Origin of the sequence: Gordonia sp. L191, from assembly GCF_030077625.1 — a bacterium.
Taxonomy (GTDB): domain Bacteria; phylum Actinomycetota; class Actinomycetes; order Mycobacteriales; family Mycobacteriaceae; genus Gordonia; species Gordonia polyisoprenivorans_A.
In genome coordinates this window covers 1,153,559-1,178,497 of the sequence record NZ_CP125996.1, presented here as the reverse complement: position 1 = coordinate 1,178,497, position 24,939 = coordinate 1,153,559, and the positions used below count along the sequence as shown (strand labels likewise).

Below are 24,939 nucleotides of genomic sequence, written 5' to 3'. Positions count from 1 at the left end.
CGGCAGTTCAGGACGGCCGGAAGATCAGGACGGTCGGTTGGTGAGGATTCGTGGGCCGTCGGCGGTGACGGCCACGGTGTGCTCCCAGTGCGCGGCGCGCGAGCCGTCGTCGGTGACGACCGTCCAGTCGTCGTCGAGAACGCTGGTCTCGGTGGTGCCCAGGGTGAGCATCGGCTCAATGGCCAATGTCGACCCGACGACGAGCAGCGGGCCGGAGCCGGGGGCACCCTCGTTGGCGAGGAACGGTTCCATGTGCATCTCGCGACCGATGCCGTGACCGCCGTAACCGTCGACGATCCCGAAGGCACGATCGAACTTTCGCTCGGCGTCGTGGGTGCCGGTCTCGATGGCGTGCGAGATGTCGGTGAGGCGTGCGCCGTCGATCATGGCGGCGATCCCGGCCTCCATCGACAGTCGGGTTGCCTCGGAGAGTTCGGCATCGGCCTGCGACAGTTCACCGACCCCGAAGGTCCAGGCCGAATCCCCGTGCCAGCCGTCGAGAATGGCACCGCAATCGATCGAGACCAGATCGCCCTCGGCGAGAATGACGGTGCTCGACGGGATTCCGTGCACCACCACGTCGTTGACCGACGAGCAGATCGATCCCGGGAATCCGTGGTAACCCTTGAACGACGGCACCGCCCCGGCCTGTCGGATCACGGTCTCGGCGACCTCGTCGAGTTCGAGGGTGCTCACCCCGGGCGCCGACGCCGCGCGCACGGCAACGAGTGCGGCGCCCACCACGGCGCCCGCGGCCTCCATCGCATCGAGTTCGCCGGCGCTGCGGAACGGCACGCGCTTGCGTTTACGGAATCCCATCACCACACCTCATCCGATTACCACGGCTGGAAGAAAAGGCGCCGGGCCACACCGATCGTGCGGTGTGGCCCGGCGCCGGAAAATACTTGTGTCGGTGGACGTCAGGAGACGCCGGCACCGAGTGCGCTCAGCACCCGCTGATGCACGTCCTGGATGTCGCCGACCGCGTCGATCGTCTTCACCTGATCGCCGTAGTAGTCGAGCAGCGGTGCGGTCTCCTTCTGATACACCGACATCCGGTTACGGATGACCTCTTCGGTGTCGTCGGCACGGCCGCGGGCCAGCATGCGCTCGACGACGACGTCGGGGTCGACCACGAACGACAGCACCGCATCCAGCGAGGAATCGAGACCGTCGAGGATCTCGGCGAGGGCGTCGGCCTGCTCGGTCGACCGGGGGAATCCGTCGAGGATGAATCCCTTCGCCGCATCCGGCTCGCCGACGCGGGCACGCACCATGTCGACGGTGATCTCCGACGGCACGAGGTCACCGGCGTCGAGATAGCGCTTGGCTTCGATGCCCACGGCGGTGCCCTGTGAGATGTTGGCGCGGAACAGATCCCCGGTGGAGATGTGCGGGATGCCGAGCGATTCGCTCAACAGTTCCGCCTGGGTACCTTTGCCTGCTCCGGGGGGGCCGAGAATGACAAGTCTCACTTCAGGAATCCTTCGTACTTGCGTTGCATCAATTGACTGTTGACCTGCTTCATCGTGTCCAGTCCCACGCCGACCATGATCAACACGGCCGTGCCCCCAAATGGCAGGTTCTGAACACCACCACTGTTCCCGATCTCCAGGAACAGGTTCGGCAGTACCGCGATGATACCCAGGTAGATCGAACCCGGCAGGGTGATGCGACTGAGCACATACCCGAGGTAGTCCGCGGTCGGTTGCCCCGGGCGGATACCCGGGATGAAGCCACCGTACTTCTTCATGTCATCGGCGCGTTCCTCCGGATTGAAGGTCACCGCCACGTAGAAGTACGTGAAGAAGATGATCATCAGGAAGTACACGATGATGTAGACGTAGTTGCTCGGGTCGGCGAGATAGGTGCTGACCCAGCGCTGCCAGCCCGACGGCGCCTCCGACGAGCTCTGCGTGAGCTGCACGATGAGCTGCGGCAGATACAGCAGTGACGACGCGAAGATGACCGGGATGACGCCGGCCTGGTTGACCTTCAGTGGCAGGTAGGTCGACGACCCGCCGTACATCTTGCGGCCCACCATGCGCTTGGCGTACTGCACCGGGATGCGACGCTGGCCCTGCTCGATGAAGACCACGCCGGCGACGATGATGAGCACCGCGACCACGACGAGCCCGAAGACCAGGCCACCACGGCTGGTGAGGATCGTGCGTCCCTCGGCGGGGATGCGGGCGGCGATGCCCGCGAAGATCAGCAGCGACATGCCGTTGCCGATACCGCGTTCGGTGATCAGCTCACCGAACCACATCACCAGGCAGGCACCCGCGGTCATCACCAGGACGATGATCGTCAGACCCAGGATCGACTTGTCGTTGAGGATGTTGTCGCCGCAGCTCGAGGGCAACAGGTTGCCGCGCACGGCCAGCGCCACGATGCCCGTGGACTGCAGCAACGCCAGCGCGACCGTCAGGTAGCGGGTGTACTGCGTCATCTTGGCCTGACCCGACTGGCCCTCCTTGCGGAGCTGCTCGAAGCGCGGGATGACCACCGTCAGCAACTGCACGATGATGCTGGCCGTGATGTAGGGCATGATGCCGATCGCGAACACCGACAGCTGCAGCAGTGCGCCGCCGGAGAACAAGTTGATCAGCGAATAGACCTGGTTGCCGCCACCACTGTTGATGGTGTCGATGCACTTGTGCACCTCGACGTAGTTCACGCCCGGCGAGGGAACCGTCGCCCCCAGGCGATACAGCACGACTATGCCGATGACGAAGAGGATCTTCTTCCTCAGATCGGGCGTCCTGAAGGCCGCGATGAGGGGGGAGAGCACTAATTCCTCCTAGAACGACCACGCGTCATCTTGCACCGGGTATCCGGCTCACGTGCTCGGCAATCGACATTGATCAGTGGTTGCGGGGCAACAACGGTGAAACTCTAACAGCCGCTCGCGCACGGCCCGTCCGACGTCTGGTGTGACGTCGTCGGCCGGCGCGGCCGTCGCGGTCGCCACCTTCCGGTGGCGGCCGACGCTCGGACGTCATCCCCCCGGGCGCCGGTGACCACAATAGACGTCGCGGTCGGCCGGGTGCCCCGACGCCGAGGTCCGCAGCGGCGGCGACGCGGTGTCGCATCCGCTACGGACCTCGGCTACCTGCACTTTTTCTTACTGCTCGGTCGTACTGCCACCGGCAGCGGCGATCTTCTCCTTGGCCGATGCGGTGAACTTGTCGGCGGTAACGTTGACCGCCACACCGAGTTCACCGTCGCCGAGGACCTTCACGAGCTTGTTCTTGCGCACGGCTCCGGCGGCGACGAGCTCGTCGACGCCGATGGTGCCGCCCTGCGGGAACAGACGGGCGATGTCGCCGACGTTGACGACCTGATACTCGATCCGGTTGCGGTTGGTGAAGCCCTTGAGCTTCGGCAGCCGCATGTGGATCGGCATCTGGCCACCCTCGAAGGCGGCGGGCACGTTCTTGCGTGCCTTGGTGCCCTTGGTGCCGCGGCCGGCGGTCTTGCCCTTGGAGCCCTCGCCGCGACCCACACGGGTCTTGTCGGTCTTCGCGCCCGGAGCGGGGCGAAGGTGGTGGAGCTTGATGGTCATGACTTAACCTCTTCGACTGTCACGAGGTGCGAAACCACGTTGATCAGACCGCGGTTGATCGGGGTGTCCTCGCGGGTGACCGACTTGCGGATGCCCTTGAGGCCGAGCGTCCGCAGGCTGTCACGCTGGTTCTTCTTGGTACCGATGGTGCCCTTGACCTGGGTGATCTTCAGCTGTGCCATCTCTCTCACACTCCCTGGCCGGCACGGGCGCGGAGCATACCGGCCGGTGCCACGTCTTCGATGGGGAGACCACGACGAGCCGCGACCTCTTCGGGACGCTGCAGCATCTTCAGGGCGGCCACGGTGGCGTGGACGACGTTGATCGCGTTGTCCGAGCCGAGGCTCTTGGCGAGGACGTCATGGACGCCCGCGCACTCGAGCACGGCACGCACCGCGCCACCGGCGATCACACCGGTACCGGGGCTGGCCGGACGGAGCATCACGACACCGGCAGCGGCCTCACCCTGAACGGGGTGGGTCACGGTGCCACCGATCAGCGGCACACGGAAGAAGTTCTTGCGAGCCTCTTCGACGCCCTTCTGGATCGCGGCCGGGACTTCCTTGGCCTTGCCGTAGCCGACGCCGACCATGCCCTGGCCGTCGCCGACCACCACGAGAGCGGTGAAGGAGAACCGGCGGCCACCCTTGACCACCTTGGAGACACGGTTGATCGCGACGACCCGCTCGAGCTGGTTGCGGTCGTTGTCGCGGCCACCGCGGTCGCCACCGCGACGGTCACGGCCGCCCCGGCGATCGTTGCGGTCTCCGCTTGCGTTGTTGTTGTTGTCGTTTCCGGCGGGTCCGTTTCCGCCGTCACGCTGACGTCCGGGCATCAGAGGATCCCTCCGGTCTTGGTTTGAGTACGTGTGGTCATCATCAGAACTGCAGGCCTCCCTCACGGGCGGCGTCGGCGAGCGCGGCGATCCGGCCGTGGTAGTCCTTGCCACCACGGTCGAACACGACGGCGTCGATGCCGGCGGCCTTGGCGCGCTCGGCGATCAGTTCGCCGACCTTGCGGGCCTGCGCGGACTTGTCGCCGCCGGCCGCGCGGACGTCGGCCTCGATGGTCGACGCCGCGGCCAGCGTGTGGCCGGCGAGGTCGTCGATCAGCTGCACGTGGATGTGGCGGCTGCTGCGCTTGACCGCGAGACGCGGACGCACCGGCGTGCCGGCGACCTTCTTGCGCAGGCGGAAGTGACGACGGTTGGTCGCGGTGCGACGGCGGGTCGACACATCCTTGCCGAGGGGCTTGCGCACTGTCTTGGCTGCTGTATCACTCATGGCTTACTTACCCGTCTTTCCGACCTTGCGACGGATCTGCTCGCCTTCGTAGCGAATGCCCTTGCCCTTGTACGGGTCCGGGCGACGCAGGCGGCGGATGTTCGCCGAGATCTGGCCGACTTGCTGCTTGTCGATACCCGACACCGAGAATTTGGTGGGCGACTCGACGGCAAAGGTGATGCCCTCGGGAGCCTCGATCGGCACGGGATGGCTGTAACCGAGCGCGAACTCGAGGTCCTTGCCCTTGGCCTGGACGCGGTAGCCGACACCGAAGATTTCCATCTTGTTGGTGTAGCCCTTGGTCACGCCCTCCACGAGGTTGGCGACCAGCGAGCGGTTCAGGCCGTGCAGGGCACGGTTGCGGCGCTCGTCGTTGGGGCGGGTGACCACGATGGTGGCGTCTTCCTGCGCGACGGTGATCGGCGCGGTGACGGTGTGGCTGAGTTCGCCCTTGGGTCCCTTGACGGTGATGGTCTGGCCGTCGATGGAGACGGTGACGCCCGCGGGGATCTCGATCGGGTTCTTACCGATACGCGACATGTTTGTGTACCTCCCCTTACCAGACGTAGGCGAGGACTTCGCCGCCCACGCCCTGGTTGGCTGCCTGGCGATCGGTGAGCAGACCGGACGACGTGGAGATGATGGCCACGCCGAGGCCACCCAGGACCTTGGGCAGGTTGGTGGACTTGGCATACACCCGCAGACCCGGCTTGGACACGCGGCGCAGACCGGCGATGCTGCGCTCCCGCGAGGGGCCGTACTTGAGGGCGACGACGAGGTTCTTGCCGACCTCCGCATCTTCGGTGCGGTAGTCGGTGATGTAGCCCTCACGCTTGAGGATCTCGGCGATGTTCACCTTGAGCTTCGACGAGGGAAGAGTCACCTCGTCATGGAACGCCGAGTTGGCGTTACGCAGACGTGTCAAGAAGTCTGCGATCGGGTCAGTCATGGTCATGGTTGACCGTCAACCTTTCTCGTAGCGGTTCCCATACAGCGCCGGTCAGCGATGTGACTCCAGAGGATCGCTCCCCTGACCTGCGGTGGGCCTTCCACGAAGTGGATAGTTGTTATCTGTTCTCGTCGCCGATGCCCTTGGCTTTTCACCAGCACCGGAGACTGTTCAGTTGTGGTCCACACGCGTACGTGTGGTGAGTCCCTGGCACCTGAGGTGCACAGGCAACCGGTCTAGTGTAGAGAATTCCCTGGCCAGACCCAAATCGCCGCCGACAGCGCCCTCTCCACCGCCGACAGCGCCCTGTCCCCCACCGACAGCGCTCGTCTCCACCGCGACAGCGCCCGTCCTCACCGCGACAGCGCTCAGGGCGTGGGCGAGAAGTCGTATCGCGAGGTCGGCACGACGTCGAGATCCCGGTCGGCGCCGAAGCGCGCGACGCTGGCCAGCATGGCGGTCAGCCGCCGCTGCAGTTCGTCATCGTCGCCGTCGCTGCCATAGAAGGCGTGAGGGTCGGAGATGGCCGCCATCGGGAACAGCTCTTCGACGATGCCGGTCACCCGCACATCTCCTCGATCGCCGGAATCCGTTGTCAGACAACGCTCGACGATGTTCTGCTGGTAGCCGAAGGTCGCCTGGGTGTCGATGGCCACCTGTGTGTGCTCGTCGAGCCAGATCCGTAGCCATTCGTCCTGGGCGAGATCCTGCGGCCGTCGCAGGAAGGCGATATTGGCCAGTGCGTCGGCGCGCGTGCCGTCGGCGGTCGGCAGCGGGTCGAGCGGCGCACGGGTCTGCACCTCCCACGCCGCGAAGCTGGCCACATGTGCGGCGACACTCTCGAGCGCTGCGGCGACATCAGGGGTCCACAGACTGATCACGGCATCGATCGGCGGGTCGAAGGTGGAGATCCGCATCGCCCCCTGCACCGCGTCGTCGGAGATGTTGACCTGGAGACGTCGCACGCCCGCGGACCCGCAGTCGGCTCGGAATGTCGGGGTCAGAAGCTGCCCGCTCCCCCAGACCGCCACCATCACCTTTCGATCCACGTGACGCCGGCTCATGTCGGTGAGGGTAGCGGCGCCGACGCCGCCGGCGGTCGAGAACGGCTCGACCGACCGGATGACCGTCGGCCCCCGTGCAGCGAGTTCGGCGTTAGTCTGCCGAAGTGAATTGGGAAGTGTTGTCATGCGGCCTGCGCGGTCACGAGACCTATCGCCCCGACGAGTCGGAACTCGCCGATCGCCTGCACGTCGACAGCGCCGCGGGCCAGGCCTGGCGGTGTCTGCGGTGCGGTGACTTCGCCGTCGGTGAGCCCCGCCGTAGCGGTCCCGCCGACCATGCGCCCGAGGTCCCGCGCGGCGCGCTGCTGCGCGACCTGATCATCATGCGGGTGCTGGCCGTCGAACGCCTGCTCCGCGGCCTGTTCCTGGTGCTCGCGGGCGTCTTCGTCATCGAACTGCGCCACAGCCAGCAAACCCTGCAGGAGAAATTCGACGCCGAGCTGCCGTTGTTGCGGCCGATCGCCGACCAAATCGGCTGGAACATCGACGATTCCAAGGTCGTCAGCTGGATCGAGAAGGCGACGACGCTGTCGAGCGCGACGATCGTGCTCGTCGGATGCGCCCTGCTCGCTTATGGCGCAAGCCAATTCGTCGAGGCCTTCGGTTTGTGGTTCGCCAAACGATGGGGCGAGTACTTCGCGGTGATCGTCACCAGCATCTTCATCCCGCTCGAGGTCTACGAACTCGTCGAGCGTGTGACGGTGTTCAAGGTGCTGCTGCTCGCGGTCAACGTCGCCGCGGTCATCTGGCTGATCTGGAGCAAACGACTGTTCGGGGTGCGCGGCGGTGGTGCGGCCTACCACGCCCAGCACAGCGCCGAGAGTCTGCTGACGGTCGAGCGGGCAGCCGTCGCCGACGGGCGCTGATCCACAGCCACCGACAGGCACGATCCACAGTTCCCCCTCGGTTGGTTCCGAACCCGGTCCCCGGGTGCAAGAGTGAAGACATGGACACCAGCCACCTCACCTCGCTCGTCGACCAACTGATCGGGACCGCCCACCGCAGCCGCAGCGGCCGGGCGGCACAGACCCTGCACGGCGATTCCTCACATCGACTTCGGCACACCGTCATCGCCCTGGTGGCCGGGCGTGAACTGGCCGAACACGAAAGCCCCGCGGAGGGCAGCGTGCAGGTGCTGCACGGTCGGGTGACCATCACCGCCGGCGAGCACGTCTGGAAGGGCCGCCGAGGCGATCTGGTGATGCTGCCCGACGCGCGGCACAGCCTGTCGGCACAACAGGATTCAGCGATTCTGCTGACTGTGATCACGGGGTAGGGCTTTTGGGTCGCTGGAGAGACCGAAAGCACCTATTTCTCGCACTTCGTCATGATTTGCCTTACCTCACGGTGGGCAGGCCGAAGAGTGCCGATCGTCGAGCGGATCGTCGCTGTAGATCTCTCCGAAACCGTGAATGGAACCCGGCCACACCTTGGCGATCCCGTGTCGACGGCCGTGGAAACGCCATTCTCCCGCAATGGAACCCAGCTGCGAAGACCGGGACCACCCAGCGCGCCGCCATCAATCGACGACGACACCTTCATCGGCTCAATGGAACCCGTATCGAGCCCTGGACGACACACAACCGCAGCTCGGAAGCAGGTTCGACGCTCTACATGCCGACCACATCAGCCATGCTGTGGCCCGTTAGCACACGGCGGTCGTAACATACAGGTGACGTAACATACGGGGAGCGTATGTTAGAGACGTTGGTATGCACTTCGTCAACCGCAGGCGCGAATTAGCGGACCTCGGTCGCTGGTCGACAACGTCTTAGCGGCGACCTCGATTGATGTGCTCGGACCGGATTCCTGACCACTCGAGGACAACTCACGGCAGGCCTGATCTGAACCCTTCTCGTTCGAACCGACCTCGCCTGCGAGTCCTACCGGAACACACTCCCCTTGTTCTCCGACGCCTCGACGCGCTCGACGATCCACGCGGAGATCACCTCGAGGCTGCGTTTGCGCGCGGTTTCCTTGCGCGTGTCGAGTTCCTGTTCGGCGATGATGTCACGCAGTTGCTCGAGATCCAGCGACGCAAGTCGCTCCCCGAGTCCGACAGCTCCCGACTCCCGGTAGACCACAAAGGGGTCAAAAGCACCCGGTTGCCGCGCGACCTTCTTCTTGGCCGGTGCTCGCTTCCGCGGCGCCGGTACCGCAACGGGCGCCGGCGCCCCGTCGTCGCGCAGCGAGCCGACGACGCCGACGAGTGCCGCGGCAAACCTCGTCGACTTCTCCGCCTCGTCGATGATCACCCGCGTCAGCCCGGCGATCAACTGGGCCGCTTGCGGATTCTTGCTGTCGAGCTGGGCGAGAGCTCCCCCGATGGCGGAGTACTCCGTGCGGCGGCGTGCGTCGTCAGAACTCATTCGATCTTCCCCTGTGCCTCGGTCATCACGTCGACGGTGAGGGCGCGGAACTGGTCGAACTGCCCCTGCGTGCCGTACTTGGTCTTGAGCGTCCCGTAGCCGGCGAACTCCGCCGCCGCAGCCACCGAGTTGGCCTCGTTGATGTAGCTGGGCAGGACGTTCTGGATGGTGGGGTCGCGGCGTAGACGTTTGGTCGTCGACCGGTGCACAACGGAGTTGGCCTTGTACTTGGTGATCACCACACCCAGTTCGACGATGGTCCGTCCGATCTCCTCGCTGAACTTGCGCACGCGATTCTGGATCTGCGGAATTCCATAGGTGGACAACACATCCGGGATCGTCGGGATGATGTAGGCGTCCGCCGCGGCCAGACCGTTGAGGGTCACCGGTCCGATGTTCGGCGGGCAGTCGATCAGAACGTAATCGTAGAAGTCGATGACCGGCGCGATCGCCTGCCGCAGAAAGCCGGTGCCCCCGTCCGCCACGCCGCCCTGCACACGCAGGGCGCTCAGTTCTTCCTGCACCTCGATGAGATCGAGCGACGACGCGAGCAGATCGACGGTCGTCACCCGCTTCACCGGCGACACGTCCCGTTCGATCGCCTCGTCGAGCCGGAAGTACTCGGTGCCGTTGACCGCGTCGGAAAACAGCGTTGCCAGAGTGCGGCCGTTGGTGTTGAGCTCGAACCAGCGTGCCTCGCTGATCATCATCGTGGTCAGGTTGATCTGCGAGTCGAGGTCGATGAGCAGCACTCGCTGACCGAACTCCGCCGACATGAACTCAGCGAGTCCGCCGGTGACGGTGGTCTTGCCGACCCCGCCCTTCAAGCTGATCGTCGCGATCACCTTTGCCATCGAGAACTCTCACCTTTCTTGTGATCACGCATCGACAATCGCTCCTGCTCCGTCCTTGCGGACGGTGAATCCGACCTTCGGCGAAGGATCGGCCAGATATGGAAGCGCGTAGGAGAACAGGGTCGCCACGTCACGCGGGTCGGCCACACCGCGCTTGTGCGACTTGATATGCCGGCTTCGCGGCGGTGGGTCGCTGGCGAACAACAGGATCATCGCGCCGCGCGTCCGCTTCCGGAGCTGCGCCGCGAGTGGACCACCGACGTCCTTCTTCGGATTGCCGGCGATGTGCTCGATGGCGTCTCGCTCGCGCACCGCAGTGCCGGTGAATCCGGTGCGGTACTCGGCCTCTTCACGTTTGCGGTTCACGAGAGGAAGTTCTCTCGGGTAGTCGCCGATCATCACCGGCTTCTTGGTCTTCGGGATCGGCAGCAGGATCGCGAGATCTTCCAGCGCACCACGCTCGATCGCCGACTCGAAGGCCTTGCGGTGTGGCTCGAAGTCCCAGTTGGCATCCCACACGAACTGGCTGATCGCGTCGAGAACGACGTCGGCACCGACGATCCCGTAGCTCGCCTCGAAGATCCGTGGCGTCTGGTCCTTGTCGATGAACGAGAACGAACCGGTACGCTCGAGTGCGTCGAGCAACGGACGAACGGCGCGGAAATGGCTCACATTGTTGGCGCCGTCGCCGCGCGGGGCCTGCATCGTGAAACTGAAACTCTGGCCGCCGACGCTGCGATAGCTCAACTCTGCGTTGTACATCTTGTTGGTGGCGGTCGGCTTGAGCCATGGCAGCCGCTGGAACACCATCGGCGGCACGTCTCGTGGCGTGACCATCGGCTCGCCAGCTTCGTTCAGCCCCTTGAATCTTCGCAGTTCGTCGCGGAACTCCTCCTCGTCGCCGACGATGGCCTCGAACGCGGCATACATGTCGACCACCGTCCCGCCGGGTCCGGGAACCTCCCGACCGATGAACAGCCGCACCAGATCTCGGTATCCGGGGCGGAAACCGAACCACCGACCCATCTGCATCAGCGTGTCCGCCTGTGCAGTTCGCCGGGTGTAGTAAGTGGTGGTCAGCCCTTCGACGGTGAAGCCGCGGCTCAGCTTGGTGCCGCCCACCAGGATCTTCCACACCGAGCGTTCCTGAAAGTCCAACGGTTCCTGTACATAATCCTTGTCCGCGGCACCGTTGACGATGATCACCGGACTGATCCCCGCACCGATCCGGTCGCACGCCTCCCCGACGAACTCCTCGAGCTCGTCGAAGTTCTGAGGGGTCGGTGTCCCCGGCTCGCCACGATCGGCCGAGACCACACGAAAATCGCTGTCCCACAGCTCCTCCAGGCGCGCCAGTCCGTGCGGCTGACTGTAGCCTGCATTTTTCCAGAGACTCTCGAAGTCGGCGGCGAGGGACTCGTGCTCCTGCTGTTTGACCGATTCGTGCACGAGCATCGTGTGGTGACGGAAGTCCCCACGAACTCCCCGGCTCTGCCGGAACAATTTGATCGCCCCGGCCAGGACGTAGGAGTCCAGCGCCCCCAACCGTTCGGCGTCACGGTCCTCGTCGCATTGGGCTCGCAGACCCCGGACAAAGGCCTTCTCGTTGGAGTTGGCAGGGGTCTTCTCGGCCGTCTCGGAGAGATCATCGCCGAGGTCGGTGTCACCGTCGTGGAAGTCGGTACCACCCATGTACTGCTTGGGGCGGTCGAGGCTGACGATGAAGTCGTTCGGGAAGATGTTCACCGAATCATCCGGATCGACAAACACGTTGGCGAATGGTGTGGCGGTGTAGCCGACGTATTGACTGCGTCCGAGCCTCTCGAGGAGCAGCGAGATCTGTTCGTTGATCGCGGTGCGCTCGATCCGCCCTGCGGCAAAGTTCTTGGGGTTCTGCGTGTTCACCGACGCCTGGTCTGCCTCGTCGTCGATGATCAGCGTCGGGATCTGGTCGAGCGGTGTGGGGATCCGTCCGACGTCGGCGACGAGTTTCTTCAGCACCGCCGCATTCTTCTTGACCACCGCAACCCGAACGTTGCTCTGGTAGAGGTTGACCGGGTCGAACAACGGCTTCGAATGATCGACGAACTCGTAGTGCAGGGTGCCGATCCCCTTCGCGAGCGCCTTGTAGTCGTCGACACGACCGGTCAGCCGACGGATGGCGGGAGCCTCGTTGGAATGATTCGGGTCGAGCACGTGATGGAGGAACTTGCCGGCGTGCCAATCCTCATCGTTGGCGTACTCGACCTCGTCGATGTTCTGCATGCCGATGAGTTCCATGTCGAGCCGGCGCTGGGTCTGACTGCGCAACAACTCGATCGTCCCGGTCAGCACGATCACCAACCGATACCCGGCGTCGATCGCCTTCGCGATCACACCGGTGAAGTTGGCGGTCTTGCCGCTCTGCACGTAGCCGACGACCAGCCCCTTGGACTGATACGGCTCCTCGCGAGTCGGATCGGCCAGGCGCTGCACAACCGCGTTGGTGGCCACCCCGAGGTCCTCGACGGTGTCCACACCCCAACCCTTGTCGAGGAGGAGTCGACGGTAGGCAGACCAGTAGAAGTCCTGGGCCGTGCGCCGTTCCTGGACGTACCAGGGCTCCCAGGGCTGCGGTGCAACGATCACCGTCGGCCCGCCGGCGATCGCAAAGGCCTCGGTGAGTGGCTCGAAAGCCGCGGGCGGAATTCCGAGAAGCGTGTAGATCAGGGTCCGGCGTTCGGGGGTCTGCGCCTCGGTACCACCGGTCCACGTCGCGGCCTCTTCGGCGTCCCAACGAATCAGGGCCGATCGCACTGCCGACTGGACCGACGCGGCCTCGTCGGAGACCATGACGTTGACAACCAGATCCATGGTGACGGCGGAGTGGTCGTGTCCGGCATCCATCACGCGCCCGGCCACCGCGCCGAGAAATCGGGTGGGTGCGAGGTCGGTCGTGAACTCGCGGACCAGGGCGTCGATCACCACGTCGATCACTTCGGACTCCCCTCGTCGGCGGCGAGCGCCGCGATCAGGACGCGTTGCCAGGCATCCATCTGCTCGACCTGTCTGGCACTATGCCGCACGGCGTCGAACATGTCCTGGGCAAGGAGGTACACCAGAGTCCGCAGCACCGGAACATCGTCGGCGGAACGTCGGCGCCCGCCCAGTTGCGTGCGGAACCGGGCGTTGAGCCACAACGTGCGTGACTCCAGATCAACCTCAAAGAACCGATCGGCGGCCAGCACCCGCCACCCGATCGCGACCGGCTCCGCCGTGTCCACGAACGAGAAGCTGTCGGCGAACTCGTCGGCAACCTCATCCGGTAGACCGATCCCGGGTTCGACGACGCTGATCGGCCGGCGCTGTACGCGTCGGGCCGCGACGGCGGTGGTCGCCGCGTCATCGAGGTAATCGTCGGTGAGCGCCTGGTGCAGCGCGGCGGAGAGCGTCGCGTCCAGGGTCACCCCGGACTTCTCCGGGTTGATGGTGATGTGCTGGGCGAGAACGTCATCGAGGTCGACGCTCACTCGCGCCAACGCCCAGTCCGGCCGGGGCCGGAGCACGCCGAGCCACCCGCCGGCATGGAGCAGGCGGTCATTGCGATAGACGAAGAATCCCTGCGAGTCACGACCGGGTAGGCCACCGAGTTTGTACTCGGGTGCCGAACTGCGAGCCGGCCAGATGTGTGCCTGTCCCGCGTCGCGACCGAGGGCCGCCAACGGCCGCGGATAACCGGCTCGCCCGCTCATCCGGTAGCCGAACGGATCGATTCCGCGCACCGTCCGCGGTGCTCCGGCGCGGCCGATGGCCTCGTCGAGAACATCGATCGTGATCGCCAAGCCCGTGGCGATCAGTCGGTGGAACACCAGGCCGAGGTGCGCCAGCAGATCACCGACGACGGTCTCGAGCCAGGCGACCTGATCTTGCGCCGACGCCGTGTTCGGAAAGGTACGGATACCCCGCCATTCGACGACGGTGCCGGTCTCGAACGGAAAGCGCGGCCGTGCGGCCGCGATGACCTTCGCCGCGTCGGCATCCGGCAGTGTGGACAGTCGTGGCGGGTCGTGACGGTCATCGACGGCGAGCCGACGCGCCACCGGAAGGTTTTCTGCCGCACGCGAATACACGGTCACGGTATCGGCTTGGCTGAGGGAGGCAGCTTTCAGCCCGACACCGAAGTGCCCCTGATCGGCGACCCCGTACGCGCGCTGTACGCCGTAGCGCATCGCCGCATCGATGGTGTCGGCGTCCATGCCCCGACCGTCGTCGACGACCCGTAACCCGGTGATACGTCGGCCGGATTGCAGAAATCGGAGCAGTACGTGCGTTGCGCCCGCGTCGATGCTGTTGTCGATCAGATCCGCAACCGCGGTCGCGACGGTGTGATGCAGGCCGAGTGCGCGTTCGGTGGCGGTGAATGCAGTCGGTTCGGTCGTCATCGCACGGTGACCGTCCAGGCTTGCTCCAGGAGCGCGGCGACCGTGTCGTCACGGGACTGATAGCGGCTGAGGATGCGTCGCGGCTTGATGTCCGGATCGAGTCCGATCCCCGCCGCGAGCAGTGGCGCGACGTCGGCATCGGCGACATCCTGCGGATCAGTGACGCCGATCAGGGCGAGGGCTCCGCGAACCGGGTCCGCGGCATCGGTCTCGGCGCAGGCCACCACGTCGAACCCGCGGCCTTCCGAATATGAAAGGAACACCAGATCGCCGGGCTGCGAGGACAATTCGTTGAGAAACCGGCGAATGGTCCCGCACGTCGGGTTCGTTCCAGTCCAGCGGAGCATCTGTGTGCCGAGCCGGCTGGGCAACTCGCGCACGACCCCCTCCGCGCATCCCAGTGCCTGCGCCACACCGACAGGAACGGTGAACCCGGAACCACGAAGGTGTTCGGTGGTCACGCGGAGCCGGAAACACCAGGTGTCCTCGATCCGATACAGACGGCGCGTGGGCCGGACGACAACGGCGGCAGCGGTCGAGTCGTCCTCGGGAGCGGACTGTTCGGTCGCCGGCCGATCAACGTCCTGCGTACGTGGTGCCGTTTGCGCCCCACCGAGTTCTTCACCGACAGACTCCGTCAGACACCACAGGCCGTCCGTGGTGCAGGTGAGGCGTTCATCGTCGGCAAGCTGTTTCACGACATGGTGCTCGGGTCGATCGGTGTTCAGGAGATCGGTCAGGCGGTCGATGCCCATGGGGCCGAGTACTTCCAGAATCCCGGCGGCATGATCGGCCAGACGGCGGGTGGACAACAACACGTTGTCGCCGAGGACCGGGATCTCGCAGTACTGCAACCACTCTCGAACCTCGTCGGTCGACAACCGCAGCGTCGACGCCGCGACGTGGATGGGCACGACGGCGTTGACGGATTCGAACTGCTCGAGCATCACGATCGTCCGCCCCTTCGCCGAACGGAGATCCGGAGCCACCGCCCAGCCCCCGGTGACCTCGAATCCATCGTCGAGCCGGTCGAGAGCGAGCCACAGCGGCACGCCCAGTGATGGGACCTCGGTGCGCAGCACGGATTGCATGTCGAGTAGTCGGTCGAGTGAGGTGACCGGCTGGATCTCGGCCCGGATGCTCGCGAGCAATCCGCCGGCGGTGGTCTCGAATTCGCACGCGGCGGCGAGATCCTGCTTGAGCTTGGCCACGATGCCGCCGGCGCGCCCTTTGCTCACGTGCAGCCGAACGCTGAGCTGTCCCATGCTGATCGGTTCGGCCGCCATGACGAACTCGGTGAGTGCCAGCATCTCCCGGTCATCGAGTTGCTCGATCAGGTTCTCGAGCTCGTCAACCGGGTTGGACTCCACCATCGTGGAGAAATCCTTGCCGGTGATCGCCGAGATCCGGGTGGCGACCTCCTGGACCTGTTCGGGAGCTTCGTCCTCGATGCCGACGGAAATGAGCGGCGCGCCCAGACTGCCGCGCAGACCTCGCCACCGTGCGAGCACTCTGAGGTCATCGACGAGTTGCACGGCAACCGGACTGTCGGCCTCCTCGTCGGGGAGAACGCCGTCTTCGGGTAGTCGCAGGATGGTTGCACCGAGAACACCCGCGGCGACCTCCTGAACGGTGTCCGGGCTCGTGCCCTTCAACGCGAACAACGACGCCACACTCGCCGACAGCAGTGTCCGGACCAGCGCTCGACCCCCGAGACGTCGGACCACGGTTTCGGCGCGAGGATCAAGACGCAGGCCGGCGACGGGAATCGTCGGATCGAGGAGCGGCGCGAGCTCCCCGAAGGTGAGTTCCCGATGCCGCCGGACCGCAAGACGAGCCAGGCCGACGACGAGATCGTCGAGCGACATGTCGGCGGCCGTGTCGCGCGGCGAGTCCGCGATCCACCAGTCCGACACGTTCGGGACCAGTTCTTCGAGGCAGGCGGCGTCCGCCGATTCGTAGGAGTCCAGCCACGGGAAGAGGTCCACCCAGGTGTCATCGCGCAGGTCTGCGGCGTCGTACTCCGAAAACGCGAACATCACCCTCGAGCTCCACCATTTCGCCACCACGCATGAGGTGATGATCTCCCCTCGGAGCTTAGCCAACCGAGGGAACCGCGCACTTCGGGCAGGCAGGTGCACCCGAGGGTTCACTCACCCGGTGGACACCGAACGGGGCAACCGATCGAGGCGATCCGAACTTGTCGGACCCCCGTGATGTCATGAACGCACCCTCGAACAAAGGAGCGACCATGGCCGATCACGCCGCAGCAATCCGGGGCGTCCCGCGCTGGCATCCCGATCCCCTCGTCCGTGAGACGCTGTCCACCATTCGCCGGTTCGGCTGGGCGGTGACAGCGGTTGGCGACGGGTGTTCGTGTGGGGATTCGCGGTGCGCACCGCCGGACTGCGCGTTCGCGTACACGACGGGGCTCGCGCTGCACTCGATCCCCGATCTGGTGGTCTTCGGTCTCGATGCGCGCACGGGTTGTGAGGTGCTCAACGAACTCGGCGAGTTGTTCCACCGGGTCGACTGGCGATCGGTGGTCGACGGTCGGACCGAACTGGAGGTACACGCGCTCGAGGTGCGGGTCCGGGTGATCGAGCTCGTCGACAAATCCGACATGCTCATCACCAACGAGTTGTTCCCGAATCATCCGGCGCTGCAGGTGGTCTGGGCCGACGACCTGGGGACCTTCCCGTGGCAGACGGGATATGTGCTGCAGCCGATCCACCAGCCGGTCAAGGGTGCCCCCGACACGGGCGCCGCTCATGCCGGCGGCCCACGCGTGGTGAGTGCATCGGTCGACGGCAGTCGGGTCGAGTCTTGCCGTGCGCGGCGGCGCGGCCCTCGCGAGTAAACGCCGACGACGCGCGGGGCGCGCCGTCGACTCGGCCCGCCCCGCGCGTCATAGGTGAGGACTGTGGACACCGGTCACGCACCGTCGCATATCGGGCACAATGGGTCCATGCGGCACCTCGCCCCGGGACAGAACATCGCGCTGCCGTCGGTGACGGTAGCGGTGTCGGTGCGTTCGGTGACACCGGTGAACACCTCGGCGGTGTTGCTGACGTCGGCTCATCGGGTCCGGTCCGACGCCGACTTCATCTTCTACAACCAGCCGACCGGCCCCGGGATCTCCTACCGCACTGACGGCGGTGCCGACGTGCTCGACATCGACACGACTCGACTACCCGCCGACATCGACACCATCGCCGTCGCGGCCAGCCTCGACGGAACCGGCCCCGTCTCGTTCGCGACCGCTGGACGCCTCGAGGTCACCGTCGCACCCGCCGACGCCGGGACACCCGCAGGCGAGACGATCGCCTTCTCGCCGGACGGTCTCACCAGCGAGGCGGCGGTGGTCTGTGTTGAGATCTATCGACGCGGTGATGCCTGGAAGGTACGCGCCGTCGGACAGGGATATGACGCCGGATTGGCGGGTCTGGCAACCGCTTTCGGCATCGATGTCGAGGACGACGCACCCGTGCCCGAGTCGCCTCCGGTACGCGAGCCCCAACCGTGGCCACCCGACGCATCACACCACCCCGCCGCCAGTCCGCCTCCGCCCCGACCGCAGCCCGAGGGAGCCCCCATGCACAGCGATCTGTTCAAACCCGATCATTCCGAAGTTTCCGGACAAGGCATCCAGAAGCAGGGCAGCAAGATGTGTCGCATCGGCCTGTCGGGTGAGGTGATGGCGCGGGCCGGGTCGATGGTCGCCTATCAGGGCGATCTGAGCTTCGAGGCTCTCGGCTCCGGCGGCATCGGACGCATGATGCGCCAGGCACTCTCGGGCGAAGGCGTGCCGCTGATGAAGGTGAGCGGCCGCGGCGATCTGTTCCTGGCCAACGCCGCCGCCGACGTCCACCTCATCGATCTCGACGGAACCGACGGCCTGACCATCAACGGCGCCAACGTGCTCGCCTTCGACTCCACGCTGCACTACGACATCGCGCGCGTGCAGGGGGCCGGCGCGCTCGGCAACGCCGGAATGTTCAACTGTGTCTTCACCGGTCGTGGGCGCATCGCGATCACCACCGACGGCACCCCGGTGGTGCTCACCGTCGACGCGGCCACCTACGCCGACCCCAACGCCGCGGTCGCCTGGTCGTCGAGCCTGCGGACCTCGATCAAGTCCAACGATTCGTTCAACCTCGGCACCCTGATGGGGCGTAGCACCGGCGAACGACTCACCTTGGCGTTCGCCGGGCAGGGCTTTGTGGTGGTTCAGCCTTCGGAGTTGCCACCGGGCGGATTCGTCGGCGGCACCGGTGACGGCGGACAGGCGGGCGTCGGCGGCATGCTCGGCGGATTCCTCGGGCGCTGAACGCTTTTGGGCCCTTCATCGTCGACAGGTCACATGGGATCCACGATCCCTACTTTTGGTCAGTAAAGAGCGGACACTTTGGTATCGGAGTACACACGTACTCTTACTGCGTGGTAACTTACGTTCTCGTCACAACATGACGTACGACACCCGGCAGCGCCGCCACAGGGGGCGGGCACTTGTGGGAAGGGGAATCGCAGTGCCGCATCATCGATTGTCACGACGGGCGTGGACCCGCAGAATCGCCACCACTGTTGCCGCCGTGGCCACCGGCGTCGGGGTGGCCATGTCACTCGCCGGCCCGGCCGCCGCGGCCGACCAGCAACAGCAGCTCGCCGACTTCATCGCGGCTGGCGCCAAGAAACCTGTTGTCGCAGAGACGATTCTGGCAGGACGCAGCTCATGGTTCACCCCGACCGGCAACGGTCCCCGTCAAGAGGGCTTCCTTCCGGCCTTCGGGTACGGGCTGACCAATCCGAACATCGCGCCGCCCGGGGCCAACGATTGGTCTTGCACACCGAAACAGGGTCAGGACCCGGTCGTCCTCGTCCACGGCACGTGGGAGAACGCGTACAACAACTGGGCAATGCTGTCGCCGGCCCTGAAATCCGCGGGCTACTGCGTCTACGCGCTGAACTACGGCATCCTGCCGACCCTGCAAGGCGGCGGGCTGGGCGCTCTGTTACCCGGTGCCTTCGGCACGGGTGACATCGCGCAATCCGGCGCGCAGCTCGGCGATTTCGTCACCAAGGTGCTCTCGACCACCGGTGCCTCGAAGGTGAACATGGTCGGCCATTCTCAGGGCGGCATCACCGCGCGTCAGTACATCCGCTACGACGGCGGCGCCTCCAAGGTCGCCAACCTCGTCACCTTGGGCGCCACCAACAACGGCACCTCACTGGACGGGATCGGCACCCTGGGTCGCACCATCAACAACCTCGGGATCGACGTACTCGGTCCGATCGCACTCGGCGTCGGGGCATCGGGCATCCAGCAGGTCTACGACTCCCCCTTCATCAAGAATCTCAACAAGGACGGCGTCTATGCCGTCGGCGACGTGAAGTACACGATCGTCGGCAGCCGGTACGACGAGGTCACCACGCCGTATCAGTCGACCTTCTTCCCCGCGGGCACCAAGAACACCCGAAATATCGTGCTGCAGAACGGATGTGAGCAGGACACCTCGGACCACCTGTCGGTGAGCTATTCACCGCGCGCGGTGTCGATCGTCCTCAATGCCTTCGATCCGGCGGTTCCGATCGTGTGTGCGCCGAACGCCTGGCTGCTCGGCTGACGGCGACAGTCCACTTTCCGGCCAGGTGATGCCGCTCCCCGTCGGCGGGGGCGGCATCGCCGTCTACCCAGCGGCACTCGCGGCCACCGCAGCGGCCAATGCCACTCGCGCCTGACCGGCCCGCAACTCCGGCTCCCAGGATGCGCCGGCAGCCACCAGGTCGGCGCCACCGCCGTAACTCGGCGCGATGGTCCCGAAGGCCACGCGCGTGGTCACGACGACCCGCACACCCGACTCGACGGCCCGTCGGACGGCGGCGATGATCGCCTGGTTGGCGTTGCCCGATCCCATCGCCTCGAGTACCAGGCCGTGTGCACCGGCGGCCACCAGCGCGTCGATCACCACCTCGTCGGCACCCGGGTACAGAGCGACCACATCCACCCGAATCCCTTGCAGACGAACCCTTCTGAGAATCTGCCGCTGCACCGGGGTTCCCGCGAAACCATCGCGCGCGGTGGTGTGCACCTTGCGAACACCTCGTGCGGCATGCACCGTTCCACCGAAACACACGAGGACGCCCCGTCCCCGATTCGCCGGATCCATCACCGTGGCAACAGCATGCCCAGCATTCGCCGGGCCGTCGGGGTCGGCGTGGTCGGCGCTGCGCTGCGCCCCGGTGAACACCACCGGGCGCGGGTCGTCATGGAAGAGATCCACGGCCAGCGCCGATTCCTCGAGGGTATCGGTCCCGTGCAGCACCACCACGCCGAGACAACCGGACTCGGTCAACGCCTCCTCGACGGCGTCGACGATCCGATCCATGGCGGCGAAGTCGAATGTCGAACTGTCGCGAGACATGACCGTCGTGACGCGCACCGGCGTCGCCGTCGGACCGAAATCCGGTGTGGCCCCGCCTGGTCGGATGACGCCGTCGGCGTCGCGCCGGCTCGCGATGGTGCCGCCGGTCCCGAGCACCGCCACCCAGCCGGACCCGGCGTCCGGCATCTGTTCGTCGACCATCAGCGGGTTCTGTCGACCTCGGCGGTCACCGGACGCAGATTGGCCAGATGCGCCGGACTCAGCAGTCGTTCGAGTTCGCCGCGCTCGAGAAGGTCCGCCTCGAGAACCAACTCGAGGACGGTACGACCACTGCGCAGCGCCTCTTGGGCGATCGCGGTCGAGGCGACGTAGCCCAACGACGGGCTCAGCGCCGTGACCAGACCGATCGAGTTCTCAACCCGATGCCGCAGCGTCTCCTCGTTGGCGGTGACGCCGTCGACGCACTTGGTGGCGAGCGTCCGACAGGCCGCGCTGAGGTGGGTCATCCCTTCCGACAGGCAGGTCACGATGATCGGCTCGAAGGCGTTGAGCTGCAACTGACCCGATTCGGCGGCCATCGTGATGGTGACGTCGTTGCCGATCACCTCGTAGGCGACCTGCGAAACCACCTCGGGGATCACCGGATTCACCTTTCCGGGCATGATCGACGATCCCGCCTGGACCGGTGGCAGGTTGATCTCACCGAGTCCGGCCCGCGGCCCCGACGACAGCAATCGCAGATCGTTGCACATCTTCGACAGCTTCACCGCGACACGTTTGAGAACCCCCGACAGGTGCACGAACTGGCCCACGTCCTGCGTGGCCTCGACGAGGTCGTGCGCACTCACCAGGTCCAAACCGGTCTTGTCGCGGAGATATCCGACAGCCTTGTCCGCGTAGCCGACCGGGGCATTGAGACCCGTGCCGATCGCGGTGGCACCGAGATTGATCTCGTGGACCAGGGTCGCCGCCTCACGCAGACGTTGCCGATCCTCGTCGATCATCACCGCGAATGCCCCGAACTCCTGACCGAGGGTCATCGGTACCGCATCCTGTAACTGGGTGCGCCCCATCTTGACGACCGAGGAGAACTCCGCGGCCTTGCGCGCAAAAGCCTGCTGCAGCACCGACATCGCCTCGTCGAGCTCACCGACCGCCCGGATGGTCGCCACGTTGACCGCGGTCGGATAGACGTCGTTGGTGGATTGTCCGGCGTTGACATGCTCGTTGGGATGTAGATGCCGGTACTCGCCGCGACCGTACCCGAGGATCTCCAGCGCCCGGTTCGCGATCACCTCGTTGGCGTTCATGTTGGTCGAGGTACCCGCACCGCCCTGAATGACGTCGACGACGAACTGATCATGCAAGTCGCCGTCGAGGATCTCGTCGCAGGCCGCGCAGATCGCGGCCGCTCGTTCATCATCGAGGATGCCGAGATCGGCGTTCGCACGTGCCGCCGACCATTTCACCGCGGCGAGCGCACGGACGAGATGGGCGTTGGAGCCGATCGTCCGTCCGGTGACGGGGAAGTTCTCCACTGCTCGCAGGGTGTGGATACCCCAGTACGCCTCGGCAGGCACCTCACGCCGACCGAGCAGATCGGTCTCCACTCGCTCCTGGACCATCGTCACATTCTCACCTATCTTACTATCCGGCTGTCTGACAGCTCTAGTGTCGTACATTGCTGAGCTATCGTCAACATGTACGACCACCACACACACCGGATCGATCACGGAGGATCACCCGATGACCAGCAGCTGGGCCGACCGCCGGCCCGTCACGACCCGGGTCAGCGCGGCCGAAGCGGTGTTCACCGACCTACGCCAGGCCATCGAGGGTGGTGACCTCCCCGTGGGTGAACGCCTCCCATCCGAGGCCGCACTCGGTGAGCGCTACGCGGTGAGTCGATCGGTCGTCCGGGAGGCACTGCGCTCGTGCACGGCTCTCGGCCTCACCGAGACCCGCACCGGCCGAGGAACATTCGTAATCAGCAGCACGGTATCGCACGACCTGAAGGTCGGCGACTACACCGCGCGGGAACTCATGGAGGCGCGACCGCACATCGAGATCCCGGCCGCCGGGTGGGCCGCCGAACGCCACTCCGCCGACGACCTGCGCCAACTCACCGAATTGACGCAGGCCATGGCGGCCGAGTCGGATCAGACCGACTGGGTCGCCCTCGACGGACAGTTCCACCTCACGATCGCCCGAGCGAGTGGCAACCGGGTGTTCCAGAAGGCACTCGGCGACATCCGCAATTCACTGACGGGTCAGTCGGCCACCCTCAATCTGGCGACCGGACGCATGCGCCGGTCGAACGAGGAACACGAGCGCATCGTCGAGGCCATCGGCTCCGGCGACCGCCAAGCCGCCGAGCAGGCCATGGCCGATCATCTCGACGCCGTGCAGGTGGCGGTGCGGTCACTGACCCAGTAAACTACCCGAAGAACCTCTGCTGCAACAGATCTCAGTACTTGTTGCAGGTGCGCAAGGCCTTCGCCATGGCGTCACGGGTCATCGTGCGCTGCTGTGCGCCGATGCCGTGATCACGCAGGAACGCCATCACCGTCGAGCGGACCGGGTTCGCGTGACGATTCTTCTCCCGCAGCGCTTTCCGCTGCTCAGGCGACAGCACGATCATCTCCTCGAAGTGCCGCTTGGCCCGCGGATGCGAGTTGATCTGCTGCCACAGCGCCGGATCCTCCACGGCGAGCGCCCGTTCCACCTGCATCACCGAACACGTCGTTCCGAACGCCTTCGGCGGTGGCGGGGGCGTCGGTGCGGCTCCGGCGATACCGGCTCCGCCCGCCCCGACCACACCTGCGATACCGATCCCCGCGACCGCAACCGCCACTCGACGTCGCGTCGTTGCCAACCCCATCGACATTCTCCAGCCCCTTCCTCGGCACCGTGCCGACCAATAACAGCCGAAGCACACCCAATCGCGAAAACCTTTGCCGAAGCTGAGGACAAGCCGTGAGAACACCCCAGTAAGTCTGGGTGCAAGCAACGGTCAAGAGCAGGTCAACGATGTTTGCGACGTTCGTCCGATCAGGTGAAGATCGCCACCGTCTGGGTGCCGGTCATCACCAATTGCCCGTCGGCGTCCCAGGCCTCCATCGTCTGGTAGGAGTAGCCACCGCGCGCAACGACGCTCGACGACCGCAACAAGAACCAACCGGTGGGGTCGACGACCTCGTCGGCGCAGATGTCGATGGACCACATCACGGTACTGATGGGCGCCCAGTCGGAGAATGCCGTCATCGCTGCAGGCGGCAGGCTGTCACCGAGCGCGACGAGCGCGACGGCCGGATCGACACCCTCGGCATCACGGTGTCGCATCCACCAAAGCACCTCGGGCTCAGCGGCTTTCGTCACCGGTATCGCGCCGCCGGCGATCCGGCGCTCGAATTGGTCGGTGAAGGTCGGCTGCGGCCCGGGCCGTCCGTCGACGCTTGGGCAATCCTGCGGGCCGGCGACGTCGGGGCGAGGAATCAGGGTGTGCTCGACGGAGCTGTCACGCGTTCCGGCGAAGATCAGGGTCGATTGTGCCGCAACGGAATCACCGCTTCGGGTCTCGACGGCAACGCTCGTCACCGACCGGCCTTCACGGAGTCGTCGCGCCTGCACGTCCAACGTCTCGGTCACCGGAGCGGTGAACGCGAACTGCGCGGCCCGCAGGGCAGGCAGCGGCGCGCCGTCGGTCTGCTGGGCGGCTGCGACCACGAGTGCTGCGGTCAACCCGCCGTACGCGGTACGACCCTGGGTCCAGCCAGCCGGAATCGCGAACTCCAGGGCCGGGTCGAACGCGCGGAGCACCTCGGACAGAGAGGTGCCGCGGGATTCGTTGTCGGTAACCGTCATGCGGTCATTCTATGCAGGAGTGCATAGTCGGGTCGAGCGGGGTCCGATGCGGCCGGGGAGCGCTCAGCGCCAGGTGCGGGTCGGAACGAATCCGGCGTTGGCGCACGAGGTCTCGAGGTTCGGCGCTGGCGCGCCTCTCACCTCGACCACCGATCAAAGGGGCGCTGTCGGCGAGAAGTAGAGC

At 65.7% G+C, this 24,939-nt stretch carries 25 protein-coding genes; 6 read left to right on the top strand and 19 right to left on the bottom strand.

Features of this window, described 5'->3' with window-relative positions; genetic code table 11:
- Positions 1–24 precede the first annotated feature (24 nt).
- The 10 genes from map to QNM97_RS05115 all read right to left on the bottom strand — a co-directional run bounded on the left by map (position 25) and on the right by QNM97_RS05115 (position 6,864).
- Positions 25–819 (bottom strand): type I methionyl aminopeptidase, encoded by a 795-nt coding sequence (gene map / locus QNM97_RS05160; protein WP_208792126.1) that lies wholly within the window; start codon positions 817–819, stop codon positions 25–27.
- Between the two features lie 101 nt (positions 820–920).
- A complete protein-coding gene (locus tag QNM97_RS05155; protein ID WP_208792127.1) occupies positions 921–1,475 on the bottom strand; it encodes an adenylate kinase in 555 nt (184 codons plus the stop codon).
- Complete coding sequence (gene secY / locus QNM97_RS05150; RefSeq protein ID WP_208792128.1) at positions 1,472–2,794, bottom strand: preprotein translocase subunit SecY; 1,323 nt, start codon at positions 2,792–2,794, stop codon at positions 1,472–1,474. Before secY ends, QNM97_RS05155 begins: the two co-directional genes overlap by 4 nt.
- Before the next feature lie 333 nt (positions 2,795–3,127).
- Positions 3,128–3,568 (bottom strand): 50S ribosomal protein L15, encoded by a 441-nt coding sequence (gene rplO, locus QNM97_RS05145; RefSeq protein WP_283821868.1) that lies wholly within the window; start codon positions 3,566–3,568, stop codon positions 3,128–3,130.
- A complete protein-coding gene (gene rpmD / locus QNM97_RS05140; protein WP_006370412.1) occupies positions 3,565–3,750 on the bottom strand; it encodes a 50S ribosomal protein L30 in 186 nt (61 codons plus the stop codon). Before rpmD ends, rplO begins: the two co-directional genes overlap by 4 nt.
- Before the next feature lie 5 nt (positions 3,751–3,755).
- On the bottom strand, positions 3,756–4,403 hold the full coding sequence (gene rpsE, locus QNM97_RS05135; protein ID WP_006370413.1) for a 30S ribosomal protein S5: 648 nt from the start codon (positions 4,401–4,403) through the stop codon (positions 3,756–3,758).
- 43 nt (positions 4,404–4,446) lie between these two features.
- On the bottom strand, positions 4,447–4,851 hold the full coding sequence (gene rplR / locus QNM97_RS05130; RefSeq protein ID WP_006370414.1) for a 50S ribosomal protein L18: 405 nt from the start codon (positions 4,849–4,851) through the stop codon (positions 4,447–4,449).
- A 3-nt stretch (positions 4,852–4,854) separates the two neighbouring features.
- Complete coding sequence (rplF, locus tag QNM97_RS05125) at positions 4,855–5,391, bottom strand: 50S ribosomal protein L6 (protein ID WP_006370415.1); 537 nt, start codon at positions 5,389–5,391, stop codon at positions 4,855–4,857.
- A 16-nt stretch (positions 5,392–5,407) separates the two neighbouring features.
- A complete protein-coding gene (gene rpsH / locus QNM97_RS05120; protein ID WP_005208388.1) occupies positions 5,408–5,806 on the bottom strand; it encodes a 30S ribosomal protein S8 in 399 nt (132 codons plus the stop codon).
- 362 nt (positions 5,807–6,168) lie between these two features.
- Entirely contained in the window at positions 6,169–6,864 is a 696-nt protein-coding gene (locus QNM97_RS05115) for a hypothetical protein (RefSeq protein WP_283821867.1), read from the bottom strand.
- 104 nt (positions 6,865–6,968) lie between these two features.
- On the opposite strand from QNM97_RS05115, the gene QNM97_RS05110 reads away from it, so the two are divergent.
- Together QNM97_RS05110 and QNM97_RS05105 are read left to right on the top strand one after the other, a co-directional pair.
- A complete protein-coding gene (locus QNM97_RS05110; protein ID WP_283821866.1) occupies positions 6,969–7,730 on the top strand; it encodes a DUF2127 domain-containing protein in 762 nt (253 codons plus the stop codon).
- An 80-nt stretch (positions 7,731–7,810) separates the two neighbouring features.
- Positions 7,811–8,140, top strand: a complete 330-nt coding sequence (locus tag QNM97_RS05105) for a cupin domain-containing protein (RefSeq protein ID WP_283821865.1) — start codon at positions 7,811–7,813, stop codon at positions 8,138–8,140.
- Between the two features lie 607 nt (positions 8,141–8,747).
- Here the strand turns inward: QNM97_RS05105 and QNM97_RS05100 are convergent.
- Genes QNM97_RS05100 through QNM97_RS05080 form a run of 5 tightly spaced genes read right to left on the bottom strand, consistent with a single transcriptional unit; the run spans position 8,748 to position 16,547 of the window.
- Positions 8,748–9,233: a hypothetical protein gene (locus tag QNM97_RS05100; protein ID WP_283821864.1), complete on the bottom strand. Its 486-nt coding sequence runs from the start codon at positions 9,231–9,233 to the stop codon at positions 8,748–8,750.
- Complete coding sequence (locus tag QNM97_RS05095) at positions 9,230–10,087, bottom strand: ParA family protein (RefSeq protein ID WP_283821863.1); 858 nt, start codon at positions 10,085–10,087, stop codon at positions 9,230–9,232. The genes QNM97_RS05100 and QNM97_RS05095 overlap by 4 nt, the downstream gene beginning before the upstream one ends.
- 24 nt (positions 10,088–10,111) lie before the next feature.
- Entirely contained in the window at positions 10,112–13,063 is a 2,952-nt protein-coding gene (locus QNM97_RS05090; protein WP_283821862.1) for a Z1 domain-containing protein, read from the bottom strand.
- On the bottom strand, positions 13,060–14,508 hold the full coding sequence (locus QNM97_RS05085; RefSeq protein ID WP_283821861.1) for an ATP-binding protein: 1,449 nt from the start codon (positions 14,506–14,508) through the stop codon (positions 13,060–13,062). The genes QNM97_RS05090 and QNM97_RS05085 overlap by 4 nt, the downstream gene beginning before the upstream one ends.
- On the bottom strand, positions 14,505–16,547 hold the full coding sequence (locus QNM97_RS05080; protein WP_283821860.1) for a hypothetical protein: 2,043 nt from the start codon (positions 16,545–16,547) through the stop codon (positions 14,505–14,507). Before QNM97_RS05080 ends, QNM97_RS05085 begins: the two co-directional genes overlap by 4 nt.
- Positions 16,548–16,759: 212 nt before the next feature.
- Between QNM97_RS05080 and QNM97_RS05075 the strand changes: the two genes are divergently transcribed.
- The 3 genes from QNM97_RS05075 to QNM97_RS05065 all read left to right on the top strand — a co-directional run bounded on the left by QNM97_RS05075 (position 16,760) and on the right by QNM97_RS05065 (position 20,132).
- Positions 16,760–17,368, top strand: a complete 609-nt coding sequence (locus QNM97_RS05075) for a DUF4262 domain-containing protein (RefSeq protein ID WP_283821859.1) — start codon at positions 16,760–16,762, stop codon at positions 17,366–17,368.
- A 108-nt stretch (positions 17,369–17,476) separates the two neighbouring features.
- Positions 17,477–18,838 carry an AIM24 family protein gene (locus tag QNM97_RS05070; protein WP_283821858.1) on the top strand — a complete coding sequence of 454 codons (1,362 nt, stop codon included), beginning with the start codon at positions 17,477–17,479 and terminating at the stop codon, positions 18,836–18,838.
- 199 nt (positions 18,839–19,037) lie between these two features.
- Complete coding sequence (locus QNM97_RS05065) at positions 19,038–20,132, top strand: esterase/lipase family protein (protein ID WP_283821857.1); 1,095 nt, start codon at positions 19,038–19,040, stop codon at positions 20,130–20,132.
- Between the two features lie 63 nt (positions 20,133–20,195).
- Here the strand turns inward: QNM97_RS05065 and QNM97_RS05060 are convergent, their stop codons facing one another.
- Together QNM97_RS05060 and QNM97_RS05055 are read right to left on the bottom strand one after the other, a co-directional pair.
- Positions 20,196–21,092, bottom strand: coding sequence for an asparaginase (locus QNM97_RS05060; protein ID WP_283821856.1), 897 nt, complete (start codon positions 21,090–21,092; stop codon positions 20,196–20,198).
- Complete coding sequence (locus tag QNM97_RS05055; protein WP_283821855.1) at positions 21,092–22,516, bottom strand: aspartate ammonia-lyase; 1,425 nt, start codon at positions 22,514–22,516, stop codon at positions 21,092–21,094. The genes QNM97_RS05060 and QNM97_RS05055 overlap by 1 nt, the downstream gene beginning before the upstream one ends.
- Before the next feature lie 121 nt (positions 22,517–22,637).
- Between QNM97_RS05055 and QNM97_RS05050 the strand changes: the two genes are divergently transcribed.
- Positions 22,638–23,327: a FadR/GntR family transcriptional regulator gene (locus QNM97_RS05050; protein WP_283821854.1), complete on the top strand. Its 690-nt coding sequence runs from the start codon at positions 22,638–22,640 to the stop codon at positions 23,325–23,327.
- 31 nt (positions 23,328–23,358) lie between these two features.
- On the opposite strand, the gene QNM97_RS05045 is transcribed toward QNM97_RS05050, so the two are convergent.
- Together QNM97_RS05045 and QNM97_RS05040 are read right to left on the bottom strand one after the other, a co-directional pair.
- Positions 23,359–23,778 carry a hemophore-related protein gene (locus tag QNM97_RS05045; protein ID WP_283821853.1) on the bottom strand — a complete coding sequence of 140 codons (420 nt, stop codon included), beginning with the start codon at positions 23,776–23,778 and terminating at the stop codon, positions 23,359–23,361.
- Between the two features lie 164 nt (positions 23,779–23,942).
- The gene (locus tag QNM97_RS05040; protein ID WP_283821852.1) at positions 23,943–24,755 is read right to left on the bottom strand and encodes a thioesterase family protein; all 813 of its coding nucleotides are present in this window, start codon (positions 24,753–24,755) and stop codon (positions 23,943–23,945) included.
- Positions 24,756–24,939: the final 184 nt, after the last annotated feature.

Excerpts from the sequence above, each read along its gene's own strand:
- QNM97_RS05055 (WP_283821855.1), bottom strand. The coding sequence starts at position 22,516 with ATGGTCCAGGAGCGAGTGGAGACCGATCTGCTCGGTCGGCGTGAGGTG.
- QNM97_RS05040 (WP_283821852.1), bottom strand. The coding sequence starts at position 24,755 with ATGACGGTTACCGACAACGAATCCCGCGGCACCTCTCTGTCCGAGGTG.
- map (WP_208792126.1), bottom strand. The coding sequence starts at position 819 with ATGGGATTCCGTAAACGCAAGCGCGTGCCGTTCCGCAGCGCCGGCGAA.
- QNM97_RS05070 (WP_283821858.1), top strand. The coding sequence starts at position 17,477 with ATGCGGCACCTCGCCCCGGGACAGAACATCGCGCTGCCGTCGGTGACG.
- QNM97_RS05095 (WP_283821863.1), bottom strand. The coding sequence starts at position 10,087 with ATGGCAAAGGTGATCGCGACGATCAGCTTGAAGGGCGGGGTCGGCAAG.
- QNM97_RS05075 (WP_283821859.1), top strand. The coding sequence starts at position 16,760 with ATGGCCGATCACGCCGCAGCAATCCGGGGCGTCCCGCGCTGGCATCCC.
- QNM97_RS05045 (WP_283821853.1), bottom strand. The coding sequence starts at position 23,778 with ATGTCGATGGGGTTGGCAACGACGCGACGTCGAGTGGCGGTTGCGGTC.
- rplO (WP_283821868.1), bottom strand. The coding sequence starts at position 3,568 with ATGACCATCAAGCTCCACCACCTTCGCCCCGCTCCGGGCGCGAAGACC.
- rpsH (WP_005208388.1), bottom strand. The coding sequence starts at position 5,806 with ATGACCATGACTGACCCGATCGCAGACTTCTTGACACGTCTGCGTAAC.
- rplR (WP_006370414.1), bottom strand. The coding sequence starts at position 4,851 with ATGAGTGATACAGCAGCCAAGACAGTGCGCAAGCCCCTCGGCAAGGAT.
- rpmD (WP_006370412.1), bottom strand. The coding sequence starts at position 3,750 with ATGGCACAGCTGAAGATCACCCAGGTCAAGGGCACCATCGGTACCAAG.
- QNM97_RS05060 (WP_283821856.1), bottom strand. The coding sequence starts at position 21,092 with ATGGTCGACGAACAGATGCCGGACGCCGGGTCCGGCTGGGTGGCGGTG.
- QNM97_RS05115 (WP_283821867.1), bottom strand. The coding sequence starts at position 6,864 with ATGAGCCGGCGTCACGTGGATCGAAAGGTGATGGTGGCGGTCTGGGGG.
- QNM97_RS05050 (WP_283821854.1), top strand. The coding sequence starts at position 22,638 with ATGACCAGCAGCTGGGCCGACCGCCGGCCCGTCACGACCCGGGTCAGC.
- rpsE (WP_006370413.1), bottom strand. The coding sequence starts at position 4,403 with ATGCCCGGACGTCAGCGTGACGGCGGAAACGGACCCGCCGGAAACGAC.
- QNM97_RS05080 (WP_283821860.1), bottom strand. The coding sequence starts at position 16,547 with ATGTTCGCGTTTTCGGAGTACGACGCCGCAGACCTGCGCGATGACACC.
- QNM97_RS05100 (WP_283821864.1), bottom strand. The coding sequence starts at position 9,233 with ATGAGTTCTGACGACGCACGCCGCCGCACGGAGTACTCCGCCATCGGG.
- QNM97_RS05105 (WP_283821865.1), top strand. The coding sequence starts at position 7,811 with ATGGACACCAGCCACCTCACCTCGCTCGTCGACCAACTGATCGGGACC.
- QNM97_RS05085 (WP_283821861.1), bottom strand. The coding sequence starts at position 14,508 with ATGACGACCGAACCGACTGCATTCACCGCCACCGAACGCGCACTCGGC.
- rplF (WP_006370415.1), bottom strand. The coding sequence starts at position 5,391 with ATGTCGCGTATCGGTAAGAACCCGATCGAGATCCCCGCGGGCGTCACC.